General features: G+C 70.5%; 10 protein-coding genes and 1 tRNA gene. 2 read left to right on the forward strand and 9 right to left on the reverse strand.

Going from position 1 to position 13,106, the window contains the following annotated elements:
- Window positions 1-273: 273 nt before the first annotated feature.
- Both L0P92_RS34955 and L0P92_RS34960 read right to left on the reverse strand, forming a co-directional pair.
- On the reverse strand, window positions 274-1,503 hold the full coding sequence (locus tag L0P92_RS34955; RefSeq protein ID WP_234767079.1) for a hypothetical protein: 1,230 nt from the start codon (window positions 1,501-1,503) through the stop codon (window positions 274-276).
- Window positions 1,500-2,066, reverse strand: a complete 567-nt coding sequence (locus tag L0P92_RS34960) for a DUF4365 domain-containing protein (RefSeq protein ID WP_234767080.1) — start codon at window positions 2,064-2,066, stop codon at window positions 1,500-1,502. Before L0P92_RS34960 ends, L0P92_RS34955 begins: the two co-directional genes overlap by 4 nt.
- A gap of 168 nt (window positions 2,067-2,234) precedes the next feature.
- Between L0P92_RS34960 and L0P92_RS34965 the strand changes: the two genes are divergently transcribed.
- Complete coding sequence (locus tag L0P92_RS34965; RefSeq protein ID WP_234767081.1) at window positions 2,235-2,960, forward strand: 3'-5' exonuclease; 726 nt, start codon at window positions 2,235-2,237, stop codon at window positions 2,958-2,960.
- Between the two features lie 69 nt (window positions 2,961-3,029).
- On the opposite strand, the gene L0P92_RS34970 is transcribed toward L0P92_RS34965, so the two are convergent.
- Both L0P92_RS34970 and L0P92_RS34975 read right to left on the reverse strand, forming a co-directional pair.
- A tRNA-Val gene (locus L0P92_RS34970) sits at window positions 3,030-3,101 on the reverse strand.
- 39 nt (window positions 3,102-3,140) lie between these two features.
- Window positions 3,141-3,599, reverse strand: a complete 459-nt coding sequence (locus L0P92_RS34975) for an SRPBCC family protein (protein WP_234767082.1) — start codon at window positions 3,597-3,599, stop codon at window positions 3,141-3,143.
- Between the two features lie 102 nt (window positions 3,600-3,701).
- Here L0P92_RS34975 and L0P92_RS34980 point away from each other — a divergent pair, with 102 nt between their 5' ends.
- Window positions 3,702-6,140: an SCO7613 C-terminal domain-containing membrane protein gene (locus L0P92_RS34980; protein WP_234767083.1), complete on the forward strand. Its 2,439-nt coding sequence runs from the start codon at window positions 3,702-3,704 to the stop codon at window positions 6,138-6,140.
- Window positions 6,141-6,216: 76 nt separating this feature from the next.
- On the opposite strand, the gene L0P92_RS34985 is transcribed toward L0P92_RS34980, so the two are convergent.
- From L0P92_RS34985 to L0P92_RS35005, 5 genes are all read right to left on the reverse strand, one after another.
- Window positions 6,217-8,952: an exo-rhamnogalacturonan lyase family protein gene (locus L0P92_RS34985; protein ID WP_234767084.1), complete on the reverse strand. Its 2,736-nt coding sequence runs from the start codon at window positions 8,950-8,952 to the stop codon at window positions 6,217-6,219.
- A 115-nt stretch (window positions 8,953-9,067) separates the two neighbouring features.
- Window positions 9,068-9,682, reverse strand: a complete 615-nt coding sequence (locus L0P92_RS34990; RefSeq protein ID WP_234767085.1) for a hypothetical protein — start codon at window positions 9,680-9,682, stop codon at window positions 9,068-9,070.
- Between the two features lie 19 nt (window positions 9,683-9,701).
- Window positions 9,702-10,574 (reverse strand): carbohydrate ABC transporter permease, encoded by an 873-nt coding sequence (locus L0P92_RS34995; RefSeq protein WP_234767086.1) that lies wholly within the window; start codon window positions 10,572-10,574, stop codon window positions 9,702-9,704.
- Window positions 10,571-11,527 (reverse strand): carbohydrate ABC transporter permease, encoded by a 957-nt coding sequence (locus L0P92_RS35000; RefSeq protein ID WP_217214530.1) that lies wholly within the window; start codon window positions 11,525-11,527, stop codon window positions 10,571-10,573. Before L0P92_RS35000 ends, L0P92_RS34995 begins: the two co-directional genes overlap by 4 nt.
- 14 nt (window positions 11,528-11,541) lie before the next feature.
- Window positions 11,542-12,828 (reverse strand): ABC transporter substrate-binding protein, encoded by a 1,287-nt coding sequence (locus tag L0P92_RS35005; RefSeq protein ID WP_234767087.1) that lies wholly within the window; start codon window positions 12,826-12,828, stop codon window positions 11,542-11,544.
- Window positions 12,829-13,106: the final 278 nt, after the last annotated feature.

Below are 13,106 nucleotides of genomic sequence, written 5' to 3' on the forward strand. Positions count from 1 at the left end.
GCTCCGCCCCAGACCCCCCTCCTTAAACGCCGGAGGGGCTGATGGGGACCGCGTCGCCGGGCAAGAGCCCACCCACCTTCCCTGGTCCCACGACACCGGCCGCGAAGAGAGCCGTAGGGGCGCGCCGGTGTCGAGAGGGCTGGGGGTACCCCCTCTGGGGGAGCGCGGAGGCCCGAAGGGTCGAGCACGATCGCCCTCTCGACACCGGCATGTGGCGCCCCGGAGGCGAACGAAGCAAGAAATTCAGCGCCCCAGCTGCAAGCCGTCACCCCCTCAATCCCCGCCATCCTCCCCACCGCAAACCCCCTCAAAAAAGTCCAGATCCTCCTGCAACGACTTCATCAGCCGATCCCGCTCAGCCTCATCCACCTGCACCGGCACCACCCCGGAGGCCCCCGTCACCTTGCGGAACCCACCCCGGCTCTCCAGCCGCCCGTGCACCCGCACCGGCAGCCCCACCAGGTGTGCGTGCCCGGCGATGCGGTACGACTCCTCGTCCAGGGTCAGCCGGACGTGCGGTACCTCGGCGCCGGCGAGGACGCGCAGCCGTACGGTGCCCTCCCCGCGAGGCCCCGACCTTCGCATCCGTACGACCGTGCCGGTGATCCTGACCGGCACCGAAGGCTCCTCGCGCAGATAGCGGGCGGCGGCCTCGCGCAGCACGGGCAGGTCGCCCGGCGAGAACTCGACGGGCTCGACACCGACCGCGCAGTCCGCGGGCACCCCGGCGGCGGGCGACCAGTCGACGGCGATACGCGCCCCCTCGGTGCCGCGCACCAGCACCGCCAGCGCGTCGGTCAGCTCCCGGCTGACGCCTGCCTCGACGGCACCGTCGAAGGCGTCCATGCCGCCGGTGGCTCGCTGGTAGTCGATGGCCTCGCGGGCGGCGTAGAGGGCTTGGTGAAGGCGTACGGCGAGAGGGCGCCCGGTGCCGACGGGGACGAAGGCGGCGAGGTGGCGGCCGCCGGCCCCGGAGCCGACGAGGACGCTCTCCAGCATCGCGGCGGCGGCACGGCGGTGCCGGGCGCCGTAATAGCCGGCACGCGCGCGCGTGGCGAGCGCCGCGGCGAGGAGCATCTGGCGGGCGCCGGTGCGCAGTTCCTCCTCGACCGTCCACGGCGCGGCCCCGGCGGGACCGCTCGGCGCGTCCCGCCAGAAGCGGACCTCGTCGCTGGGCACGGCGAGCCCGACCAGCACCTCACGGGCGGAGGGCGTGCCGCTGCGGGCGAGGGCGACCAGAGCCTCGCCGAGCAGGTCGTCGCTGTCGGGGAAGGCGCGGGACTCGGGGACGAGCAGGCTCGTCCCGCCGCCGCCCGGTCCGGGCGGGGTCCAGCGGCCGTAGCGCCCCGCCGCTCCCCCGCGCCGCTGCCAGCCGTGCCTGCGCAGCAGGGCACCGAGCACGACGGGGTCGACGTCGGCGGGGTCGGGGGGTCGGTCCCAGGAGGTGTCGACGGGGTGCGGCCGCACCGGTCGTACGGGTTCCTCCAGCGGTCGGTGGGTCATGGTCTGCCTCCCGTCCCGACCCGCGTCATGATCTCGCAGAGCGCCCGGTCGTCGAAGATGCGTGAGGTCGGTATGCGCACGGTGGTGCGGCGCCGGCCGGTGATCGCGTGGCCGGCGAGGTTGACCCAGTAGCAGCAGTGCCGCAGGTCGAGCCGGTCGTGGCCGGCCCGCAGCCACTGCTCCTGCGACCTCGGGACGATCATGACGACAAGGATCTTGTGCACCGAGACCGGCGTGCGGGCGAGCTTCGCCAGGTGGTCGTTGTCGAGCGTGAAGGAGAAGAAGCGGCCGGGCGGGTGCGGCGCGAGCTGATAGGTGGCTTTGAGCTGCACCTTGATGGTGACCTCGTCGTCGACCGTGTGGCCGGGCGCGCTGTGACTGACGTGCCAGTCGATGCCGTTGTCCGGAAAGGGCTGGGAAAGAGAGCAGCCCGACGCCGCAGCGACGGCGTGCAGATAGCCCACCTGCAGTGTCTCCATGCAGGCGGTAGTGGCGAGTGAACCGCGATGGGGGCCCGTTCGTTCGGGCAGCAGCCCGCCCCGCTCGGGCTGCGCTATCGCCATGACCAACAGCCTTCCAGGCAGAGTGAATCCCCGTGGCGGGCCGCTGAACTGCAAAGACCCGCACTCCTGTTGTGTCCTTCCGGCGTACGTCGCAAACGGCCCGGGTATCACCAAACGGGCAGAAGACGGAACGTCAGCTGCCGTGGGTGAACGAGGGGTTGTGTAGGTATGGCGTGCTGGTATGAGGGCCCGCTGGCGGCATTCGACACGGAGACGACAGGCGTGGACGTCGAGACCGACCGGATCGTTTCGGCGGCCGTCGTCGTCCAGGACGCCCCGGGCACCCGGCCGAGGGTGACCCGGTGGCTGGTGAACCCGGGCGTGCCGGTGCCGGAGGCGGCGACGGCGGTGCACGGACTGACGGAGGAGCATCTTCAGCGCAACGGCCGCTGGCCCGCGCCGGTGATGCATGAGATAGCCGGTGAGCTGGCGGAACAGGCGGGCAGGGGACGGCCGGTGGTGGTGATGAACGCGCCGTTCGATCTCACGCTGCTCGACCGCGAGTTGCGCCGCCACCGCGCCTCGTCCCTGGACCACTGGTTCGAGACGACACCCTTGCTGGTGCTCGATCCACGGGTCCTCGACAAGCACCTGGACCGCTACCGCAAGGGCCGTCGCACCCTGACGGACCTGTGCGAGCACTACGGCGTCACGCTGGACGGCGCGCACGACGCGGCGGCCGACGCACTGGCGTCGCTGGAGGTCGTACGGGCGGTGGGGCGCCGGTTCGCAGCCCGGCTGGAGCGGCTGTCACCGGCCGAACTGCACACGTTGCAGGCGGTGTGGCACGCGGCGCAGGCACGCGGGCTCCAGGCGTGGTTCGCCCGCAGCGGCAGCGACGAGGCGGTGGACCCGGCGTGGCCACTGCGCCCGGACCTGCCGGCGGCCGCCTAGGCGGTCCGGACCGACGGGCAGCCGAGCAACAAAAAAGCCGGTCCGCTGTGGCGGACCGGCCTTTCCCGGTGGGCGATACTGGGTTCGAACCAGTGACCTCTTCGGTGTGAACGAAGCGCTCTCCCACTGAGCTAATCGCCCGGGAACGGACTGAACAATACAGGTCCCGGCGCGCTTCCTTCAAACCGCTTCTCGCCGACCGGCGAGGTACGCCAGCAGCCCCCGCCGTCCGGCGCGCATCATCAGCCGGTGGTTGGCGCGGAAGACGGGCCGCCCCGGCACCGCGAACCGTCTCAGCAGTGGCTTGTTCACATCGACGACCTGGTCGTAGCGGGCGAGGCTGCCGGAGCCGTGCGGGGTGATCGTCCAGCGGGCCCAGCCCTCGATGTCTCCGGACATGACGATCTCCAGGACTCCGGCCGCGCGGTCCCGCCGCACTTCACGCGCCGTGAACGTCATGTCGTACGGCAGGACCGAGCGGATCGTGATCACGCCGCTGGTGTCGTCGATCCGGTGGACCTCGCGCACCTGGGGCCACCACCGCGGGTAGTCCTCGGCCTGGGCCAGCAGGTCGTAGACGGTGGCGGGCGGGGCGGGCAGGGCCCACAGGCTGCGGAAGCGGTAGTGGCTCCAGTCCATGGCAGGAGTCTGCCCCTGTGCAGCGGTTTTCCCCGGTATCTGAGTACGTTCTGAGTACCGGCACTCATGCCGTACGGCGTGACGCGGGCCACACTCCAGGGCATGACGCACATTCCGCCACCGGCCGAGGAGTTGCGGCTCCTCGACCTTGAGCTGCGCCAACTGGACGCCCGCCGGGCCCAGTTGCTGCACCGCCGCGCCTGGCTGGTCTCGGTCCTGCACGCGGCGGCCATGCCGACCTCGGCTGCGACGCCGGTCGCGCCCCGGCACCCGGAGGCCTCGGCGCCCCGGGTCCAGAACGTGCTGCTGGTGCTCGGCGGCGTTCTGCTCACCATCGCCGCGATGGCGTTCACGCTGGTCAGCTGGGGGCACATGGGGATCACGGGGCGGGCCCTGGTGCTCGGCGGGATCACGGTGGCGGTGCTGGCCGCGCCGGTGCCGCTGCTCAGGCACGGGCTGCGGTCGACGGCCGAGTCGGTGGCGGGCCTCGGGCTCGCGCTGACCGTGCTCGACGCGTACGCCCTGCACGAGGTCGCGCTGACCGACGTGGACGCCACGGGTTACGTCGCGGCCGCGTCGGCGGCACTGGCGGCCCTGTGGACGGCGTACGCCCTGCTGCCGCACACCTCCGCGCTGCGTCTGCCGCTGCCCGCCGCCCTGGCCACCGCCCAACTCCCCCTGACTCTCTGGGCATTGGCGGCTGACATCGGCCTGTACGGGATCACGGCCGCCGTGCTGCTGACGGCCGGGTTCGACACGGGTGTGGCGCTCCGGGTGCCCGCGAAGTCCGTACGGATCACCGCGATGACCGGTGCGTACGGCATGGGCGCGTGGGGCGTGTGGGCCGCCGGCTGGCTGTCCTGGACGGCCACCGGCCCGAGCGCCGCCGCCCGTGCGGCGGCGCTCCTCCTCTTCGCCGCCGGCGTCGCGCTGACGGCTGCGTGGCAGCAGGTCGCCGAGAAGCAGGCGGCGGGCCTCGCAGTGACGGCCGGGATCCTCGTCGTCGCCGCGGCCGGCGGCACGGCTCGCTCGGTGCTGCCGGACGCGTGGACGGTTCCGGCGTATCTGGCGTGCGGGATCGCCCTGTTGGCGGCGGTGCAGGTGGACCGGCTGCCGGAGACGGTACGGCTGGGGCTGACTCGGGCCTGCGTCGCCGTACAGGGACTCGCACTGCTCTGGACGCTGCCCCTGGTGGGGGTCGTGTCGCTGGGTCCGGTCGCGTGGGCGGGGCAGGTGTGGTCCGGGGCGCCGGGTGACGTGCGTGAGGCGGTGACGGTGTCCACGCCGTGGCCGCCGCACGCGGAGACGGTGCCCGTCGTCCTGGCCGCCGTCGCCGTGGTCCTGGCCCTCGCGGTACGGGACACGGTGTGGCGCCCCCGTGCCCTGACCGGTGTGCTGGTGCTGGCTTGGGCGACCGCGCTGGTGCTTCCGTCGGTGCTCGAAGTCCCGTACGTGGCGGGCCTGGTGGCTCTCGCCCTCACGACGGCCGGCATGCTCGCGACAGCGGCATGGACGCCCCCGTCCGAGCGCGCGGAGGAGGCCCTGGCCCCTCAGCCGGCCCCGGCCCCCTCCGTCGGCTTCCCCACCTCTCGCCCGACCGCCACGACCCTCGCCGTCCTCACCTCCCTCACCCTCGCCTTCCTCTCCCTGACCAGCGAGCCCGCGACCCTCGCGGTGCTCTCCACTCTCACGGCACTGTTCGCGGCCGCCTCCTGGAAGCGGCACCTCGCGCCGGTCACGGCCCCGACCGCCCTCGCGTACGCCGCCCTGCTCGCCTGCGCGACAGGCGCCGCGGTCGACTGGCAGCCGCAGTACACCGCCCTGCTGGTCCTGACGGTCCCGGTGGCGGCGGCCTTGCTCGCGGCACGGCTCGGAGGCTCGCCCACGACGCTCCCGGTGGAAATCACCGGCGCGGTCGCCGGACTGCTCGCCGTGGGACTGGCCGCGGTCTCGACCGACCTGGCGATGCTCGCGCTGGTCCTGGCGCTGTGCGGTGTGATCACCGCCGGTACGGCGATCCGCGCCGACCGGCGGCCCGTCGCCTACGCCTCCGCCACGCTCTTCGTCCTGGCCACGTGGGTGCGCCTGGCGGCCTGGGACGTCGGCACTCCCGAGGCGTACACGCTGCCGGTCACCGTCCCGGCCCTGCTCGTCGGCGCCCTGCGCAGGCGCCGCGACCCTCAGACCTCGTCCTGGACGGCGTACGGCCCCGGACTCGCCGCCACCCTCCTGCCGAGCCTCGTCACGGCGTGGGGCGACCCGAACTGGACCCGCCCCCTCCTCCTCGGCCTCGCCGCCCTGGCCGTCACCCTCCTGGGTGCCCGCCACCACCTCCAGGCCCCGCTGCTCCTGGGCGGCGCGGTCCTCGCCCTGGACGCACTGCACGAACTCGCCCCGTACATCGTGCAGGTGACGGACGCGCTCCCCCGCTGGGTGCCCCCTGCCCTCGCCGGTCTCCTGCTCCTGGCCATCGGCGCAACGTACGAACAGCGCCTGAGGGACGCCCGCAAGATGCGGGACTTCTTGGGCAACATGCACTGAAACGCCCCCCAGGGGCGCGGGGAACTGCGCGACCAGCCACAACTGACCCGCAGTTCCCCACGAACCGAACCACCCCCTACGGCATCCTGTCCCCCAACAACGCCAGGTTCTCGATAGCGGCAAGCCCATACAGCGCGGTGTCATTCGTGGACACCCAAGCCGCCTCACTACCCGGCACCAACGCGTCCGGCCCGCTCAGCTTCTCCGTCCTCCAGGGCGCCGACTCCTTGTACCCGTCGGAGTTGTAGAACTTCTCCCACGCCCGCTTGGCCAGCTTCTCGTCCCCGGTCTGCACGGCGGCGTACGCGTCGAGGCGCGAGTGCCCCTGGAAGAGCAGCAGGGAACCGAAGTTGGAGCCGTAGCGCGCCGCCTGCTCGGCCTTGGTGGCGTTGAAGTAACGGCAGTAGTCGAAGTACGCCTCGTTGAACTTCGGCATGTCGACGAGGTCGATGAGCTCGGCGCACAGTTCGTTGAGCCCGAACACCGCGGACAGGTGCGAGACGCCGACCACCGGCTTGTCGGCGACAGCGAACTTGCCCGTGTCGAGGTCGTACAGACCAGTCCCCTGCACGAACCCGTTCGGCTGGGCGGCGATGGTCTCCATGGTCGACAGCACCCGCGCCTTGGCCTTCTCCCACTTGGGGCCCTTGCGCTCCCACTCCGTCAGCCAGGCCGAGACGAGTCCGCTCCAGTCCGTGCCGAAGCCGATCGACAGCGCGTGCCGGTCGGGGGTGTACGGCTCGGTGCGGATCTTGCGGATCGGGTCGAGGACGAGGAACGTCTCGTCGGAGTCGACGTTGGCGTGCATGAGGTCGCCGACCCGTTCGTCGGCGGTGAGGAAGTAGTAGTAGCGGCGGTACGTCGTGTTGGCGATGCGCTGCTGCTTGGCGCTGTCGGCGTAGTGCTGGACGCCGTGCCGGGTGCCGAGGCCGGCCCACTTCCCGAGGTGGTAGACGTCGACCTCGCCGGTGTGCCGGGTCATCGCCTCGGCGAACCGGAAGATGTCGGCGCGGCCGGAGCGCAGGTACGCGAACCACAGCCACAGGTCGGGCGAGAGCTCGGAGTTGTCCCAGGCGTAGCCGCCGATGTCGTACCGCCACTGGTGCCGGACGGTGTCGTAGGTGTGCATGATGTCGCCGTAGTCCCAGAAGCCGTACCAACGGCGCTGCTCCACCTGGTCCTTGTAGTAGGTGAAGAGGAAGTCGAGGTGGTCCTCGATCTTCGCCTTGGCCGGCGTGGAGCGGTCGGGCTCGGAGTACAGGCCGGGACCGAAGACCTTGGCCTTGATGAGCTGCTTGGGCGGGGCGGCGAGCTGCGGCAGCACCCGTACGGCCTCGACCTGCTGGGCCAGGGCGTCCGGCGTGGGCGTCGACTCGTTGGCCCAGAACAACAGCTCCGAGGTACGGGCGATGCCGTACGGCGTGCCGAACTCCGGCTCGTAGTCCTCGTAGGTGATGTTGAGGCCTTCGAGCTGTTCGGGGTAGGTGTCCTGGCCCATGCCGTCGTGGTAGAAGCGCAGGTCCATGGGCTGTGCCTCGGGCGACCAGAGCCACATGGTGACCTCGGCCGCGTCGGTCTGGGCGTCGCGGATGTCGAGCTGGGCGGGGAACTTCTCCCAGAAGTCGCGCAGCCCGAGGGAGAGTCCGCCGCTGACGCCACCGACGTAGGCGAACCCGGAGGCCCGCCGCCCGCCGCCGGCGCCGATCCAGCCGTGGCCCTTCTTCGTCCGCTTGCGCAGGGTGAAGCCGTCGGCGGAGAGCTGGGAGAGGGTGTAGTCGCCCCATTCGGGGATGTACTGGAGGCGGGTGGTGACCCGCTGGTCCCAGGTGGACGGGTCCGGCAGCTTCTGCCCCGCGAACTGCGCTGCCTGTACGGCGGCCCCGGGGTCGCGGCGCAGTCCGGTGATGCCCTTGACGGCCTCGCGCAGCAGACCGGTGCCCTCGCCGCCGATGCGGATGTGACGGTCGTAGGACTGGTCCCGCATCGGCACGGTGAAGCGGACGCCGATGCCGCGGATGAAGTCGCCGCTGGCCTTGCCCGGCTCCTGCGTGCCGTCGAAGGTGATGGTGTGCACCATCCGGAAGGAGTCGGCGCCCGCGTAGAAGTAGAGACGGATGGAGAAGGGGAGCCAGCTGCGGCTGCCCTTGCGGTGCTTGCCGTCGATGCGGACGACCGCGCGGACGGGGCCCTCCTGCTCGACCTCGACCTTGGAGATGGCTCCCTCGAAGCGCTCGGTCCTGACGGCGCCCTGGTCCTCGTCCTCGATCTCGGGTTGGCGGATCAGGACGAGGCGGCCGTTCCTGGCGATCTCCGTGGAGCCACGGGTGACCGACTTGACGAGGGTGGCACCGGACTTGCCGATCTTCGCGGTGATGACGCCGGTCGAGACGTCGATCGTCCCGCCGCTCTTGTCGACGGTGACCTTCTTCTCCGGTACGGCGGCGTCGCCGGCGGCGAGGGTGAGCTTGCCGTTGCCCGAACTCACCGCGTGGGCCGTCCACTTGAGGGAGCCGTCGGGCCAGTAGGCGATCGGCCAGGACTGCACGGGCACGGACTTGCCGTCGGCGTCGGTGAGCGCGAAGGTCTGGTCCTGCTGGTACGCGCCCTTCGGCCAGGGCACGCCGACGGTGGAGCCGGGTGCGGCGCCCAGGCCGCCGTCCTCCAGCCAGTCCAGGGTCACGGGGCCTTCGTCGGCCTCGGCGGCTCTGGGGGCGGCCTGCGCGTCCTTGGCTCCTAGCGCCCAGCTGAACTGCGCGGCGGCTCCGGCGACGGCGGCCGCCTTGAGGATGGACCTACGGGGGATGGGAGACATGAGAAGTCCAGCCTTTCCTTCCGTACGGGGATGCGAGGTGTGGGGTGGTCAGGGGCATGACAGTGCAAGGTATGGCGCGCCCGGGGCGCCGTACCTGGTGCGAGGGCACCGCGCGTCAGCGGTGCCGGTAGCGCTCCTCCACGGCGACGGCGGCCGCCGCGACGGCCCCCAGGACGGGGACCGCCAGCGGCGGGACGAACCAGGCGGACACGGCCACGACGGCCAGTCCGCAGACGATCAGGAAGGACCCTGCGGGATCGAGCACGGTCCGCCGCCCGGCGTCCGCGAGCAGGGCCCGCCAGGCCGCGCCCGGCGTCCAGACGGCGGCCGCCCGCAGCAGGGCGACGGTGGCCGCGATCAGCGCGAGGACACCGACGGCTCCGACGAGCGGCCCGCCGGGAATCCCGGCCCGCGCGGCCAGCACGTCCACCCAGACCGCGACGGCCACCGCCCACCCGGCGAGCCCGACTACCCACCCACCGCGCACGGCCGCACGGAAGTCCGCGACGAACTCCCGCAGGCCACCGCCCTCGTGTGCGGTACGGCGGCGCAGATGCCGTGCGCCGGCCGCGAAGGCGGCGGGATAGGTGACGACTCCGAGACAGGACACGGCGATCCACACGCCGGTGAGCAGGGCCTCGGCGAAGACCGCGAAGCGCTCGCCGAACACGGGCTCCTTGCGCCGGGACTCCTTGCGCGGTGCGCGGGCCTTCACGCGTGCTTGCGCCATGGTGACCGCCTCAGCCCTTTCACTTCAGTCCGGAGGTCGCCATGCCGTCGATGAGATAGCGCTGGAAGGCCATGAAGAAGGCGATGACCGGGATCAGCGCCACCAGCGACATCGCGATCATGCTGCCGTAGTTGGAGACGCCCTCCTGGTCGCGGAACATCATCAGGCCGAGCGAGACGGTGTACTTCTCGGGGGTGTTGAGGTAGATCAGCGGCCCCATGAAGTCGTTCCAGGCGTTGATGAAGGTGAAGATCGCGCTGGTGATGATCGCGGGCCGGCTCAGCGGCAGCACGATCGACCAGTAGGTGCGCAGATGCCCGCAGCCGTCGAGCTTGGCGGCCTCGTCCAGCTCACGCGGCAGTCCCCGCATGAACTGCACCATCAGGAACACGAAGAATGCCTCCGTGGCCAGGAACTTGCCCGCGACCAGCGGCACCAGGGTGTCGGTGAGTTCGAGGTTGCGGAAGAGCACGTACTGCGGGATGAGCAGCACGTGGTACGGCAGCAGCAGCGTGCCAATCATCAGGGTGAACAGCAGGTTCCGCCCGGCGAACCGGATCTTGGCGAAGGCGTACGCGGTCAGCGAGCTGGACAGCACGACACCGACCACGGCGAGGCCCGCGTACATCAGCGAGTTCCAGAAGAAGCTGCTGATGGAGATGCCGGAGATGCCGTCGGCGAGTCCGGAGAAGTTCGCCCAGACCGGCTTGGTGGGCAGCAGGTCGAGGCTGGCGATGATGTCCTTGCTCGGCTTGAACGAGGCGCCGACCACCCAGATCACGGGATAGAGGACGACCGCGAGGACGGCGAGCGCGCCCACGTGCCAGGCGATCGAGCCGAAGCGTCGCCGCTCGTTCGCGGTGCGCAGGGCGGGACTGGTGGCGGTGGTCACTTGGCGGCCTCCTCGTAGTGCACCCACTTCTTCTGCGACCAGAACAGGACCGCCGTGACCAGCGCCACCGCGATCACCAGCGTCCAGGCCATCGCGGAGGCGAAGCCCATCTGGGCCTCCTTGAAGCCCTTCTGGTAGAGGTAACAGGTGTAGACGAGCGTGGCGTCGGCGGGCCCGCACCTGGTGTCGGAGACGACATAGGCTGAGCCGAACACCTGGAACGCGTGGATGGACTCCAGCAGCACGTTGAAGAACAGCACCGGGGAGATCATCGGCAGCGTGATGTTCCAGAACCGCCTGAGCGGCCCGGCCCCGTCCACCTCGGCGGCCTCGTACAGCTCCTGCGGGACCTGCTTGAGGCCGGCCAGGAAGATGACCATGGGCGCACCGAACTGCCAGATGCTCAGGGCCACCAGGGCATAGATGACGTAGTCCGGGTTGCCGATCCAGCCGCCCACGTCGAGCCCGAAGATCTTCTGCCCACGGTCCACGATCGCGTCGTCCGAGAACAGCGCCCGCCACACGAAGCCGACGGAGACGCTGGCACCGATGAGCGAGGGCATGTAGAACGCCGCCCGGTACAGGCCCTGTCCGCGCCGCTTCTGCGCGAGCAGCAGCGCGACGCCGAGCGCGAGCAGCAGCTTCAGGGGGGTGGCCACGACGACGTACTTGAGCGTGACCTCGACCGACTTCTGCCAGCGCGGGTCCTGGAACATCGTCGTGAAGTTGTCCAGGCCCACCCACTGGGGTGGGGTGAACAGGTTGTAGCTGGTGAACGCGTAGTACAGCGACGCGATCATCGGCCCCGCCGTGAGCAGCAGGAACCCCGCGATCCACGGCGACATGAAGAGATAGCCGGCGAGGTTCTCGCGGCGCCGCCCGCGCCGCCCGGCGGCGGGAGCGGCGGACCGCTTCCCGGCCGGGCGCGCGGGCGCTTCCTTGACGAGCGTCATGGTGGTACGTCCCCTCAGCCCGCGAACGCGGCCTTGGCCTCGCTGAACAGTGCCTTGGCGGCGTCGGCCGGCTTGGTCTTGCCCTGGGTGACCTCGCCGCCGAGGCGCAGGAACGCCGCCTCGATGACGTCGGCGCCGGACGGGTGCGGGGTGATCTTCCCGAGCACGTCGGCCTTGGCGACCTCTTCCTCGTACGCCTTGACACCCTTGTTGTTGGCGTCGGTGGGCGTGAACGCCTCGTACTGCTCGGTGGTGGCGAGGATGCCGCGGTCGTAGCCCATGATCTTGCCGACCTCGGGGTCGTGGACCATGAAGTCGATGAACTGGGCGGCCTCCTTGGGATGCTTGGTGCCGGAGAAGGCGCTCAGCATCAACGAGCCGAGGTACTGGCCGGTGTTCTTGCCGTCCGTGGTGGGGATCGGCGCGAGGCCGTAGTCCGACTCGCCCTCGCCCTCGTAGCGGATGGAGAAGTTGTCCCAGGTGAACTCGGACGCGGCGAGGCCCGCCGAGAGCGCGGACTTGGGCTTGACCTGCTCGACCTTCTTCGGGTCGGCGATCAGCCCGGAGCGCACGCGCTTGTAGCCGTCCTCCCACCACTGCGTCAGGTCGTCCTCGGTGAAGCCGAGGTCGGTGTCGGTGAAGAAGGCCTTGCCGTTCTGGCGCAGGTACAGGTCGTAGAGGTACATGATGCTGCAGTAGCCGGTGTCGCCGGCGATCTTCAGCTTGTCCTGGATCGTCTGGAGCGCGTCGAAGTACTCGTCCCAGGTCCAGCCGAACTTCGCCTCCACGCCGGCCTTCTCGAAGGCCTTGAGGTCGATGACCAGCGCCATGGTGTTGGCGCCGACGGGTATGGCGATCTGCTTGCCGTCGACCTGACCGTTCGCCAGAACGCCGTTGCGGAAGTTGTCCAGGCTCAGGTTCCCGGCGTCCGCCTGCGTCTTGAGATCCAGCAGAACACCGCGCTTGTCGTACTTGCGCAGGAAGCCGACCGCATTCTGGAAAACGTCCGGGGGATTACCGCCGGAGGCCTGGGTCTGGAACTTCTCCCAGAACGCCTCATAGTCCGTGAATTCCGGCTTGATCTTGATCTTCGGGTACTTCTTCTCGAAGAGCGCGATCGTCTTCTTGATGGCGATGGTGCGCGGCTCGCCACCCCACCATGCGTAACGGAGCGTCACGGTTCCGTCGCCGGAGCCGCTGTCGCCGCCGCACGCGGTGGTCGCACCGAGGCCGACCACGGCCGCGGAGGCCCCCGCCGCCTTCAGGATCGTACGCCTCTCAACATTCCTGCTGGTTCCCATGGTTGGGCCCCCTCCCCGCAGCGTCATCGCCGACTGCATGAATCGTTTCAAGTAAGCGCTTGCTGGCACAAGCTACGAGGGGCCTCGTGGTGCGTCAATGATTCGGACAGGATTTTCTTGCGGACCCGCGCGGCGAGTTGACGCCCCGTCGGGAACGATCCGGGCGCCGGATCGGCCAACTCCGCAGGTAGGACCGGTGTGATCGGCGGGCCGAACGCAAACTGGGGTTCCGCGGGGGGAAATTGGTCGGCTGGAAGTCGCCTGCGGGCGGGGTGGGC

Origin of the sequence: Streptomyces muensis (assembly GCF_021474425.1) — a bacterium.
Classification (GTDB): Bacteria; Actinomycetota; Actinomycetes; order Streptomycetales; family Streptomycetaceae; genus Streptomyces; species Streptomyces muensis.

Excerpts from the sequence above, each read along its gene's own strand:
- L0P92_RS34955 (WP_234767079.1), bottom strand. The coding sequence starts at position 1,503 with ATGACCCACCGACCGCTGGAGGAACCCGTACGACCGGTGCGGCCGCAC.
- L0P92_RS34960 (WP_234767080.1), bottom strand. The coding sequence starts at position 2,066 with ATGGCGATAGCGCAGCCCGAGCGGGGCGGGCTGCTGCCCGAACGAACG.
- L0P92_RS34965 (WP_234767081.1), top strand. The coding sequence starts at position 2,235 with ATGGCGTGCTGGTATGAGGGCCCGCTGGCGGCATTCGACACGGAGACG.
- L0P92_RS34975 (WP_234767082.1), bottom strand. The coding sequence starts at position 3,599 with ATGGACTGGAGCCACTACCGCTTCCGCAGCCTGTGGGCCCTGCCCGCC.
- L0P92_RS34980 (WP_234767083.1), top strand. The coding sequence starts at position 3,702 with ATGACGCACATTCCGCCACCGGCCGAGGAGTTGCGGCTCCTCGACCTT.
- L0P92_RS34985 (WP_234767084.1), bottom strand. The coding sequence starts at position 8,952 with ATGTCTCCCATCCCCCGTAGGTCCATCCTCAAGGCGGCCGCCGTCGCC.
- L0P92_RS34990 (WP_234767085.1), bottom strand. The coding sequence starts at position 9,682 with ATGGCGCAAGCACGCGTGAAGGCCCGCGCACCGCGCAAGGAGTCCCGG.
- L0P92_RS35000 (WP_217214530.1), bottom strand. The coding sequence starts at position 11,527 with ATGACGCTCGTCAAGGAAGCGCCCGCGCGCCCGGCCGGGAAGCGGTCC.
- L0P92_RS35005 (WP_234767087.1), bottom strand. The coding sequence starts at position 12,828 with ATGGGAACCAGCAGGAATGTTGAGAGGCGTACGATCCTGAAGGCGGCG.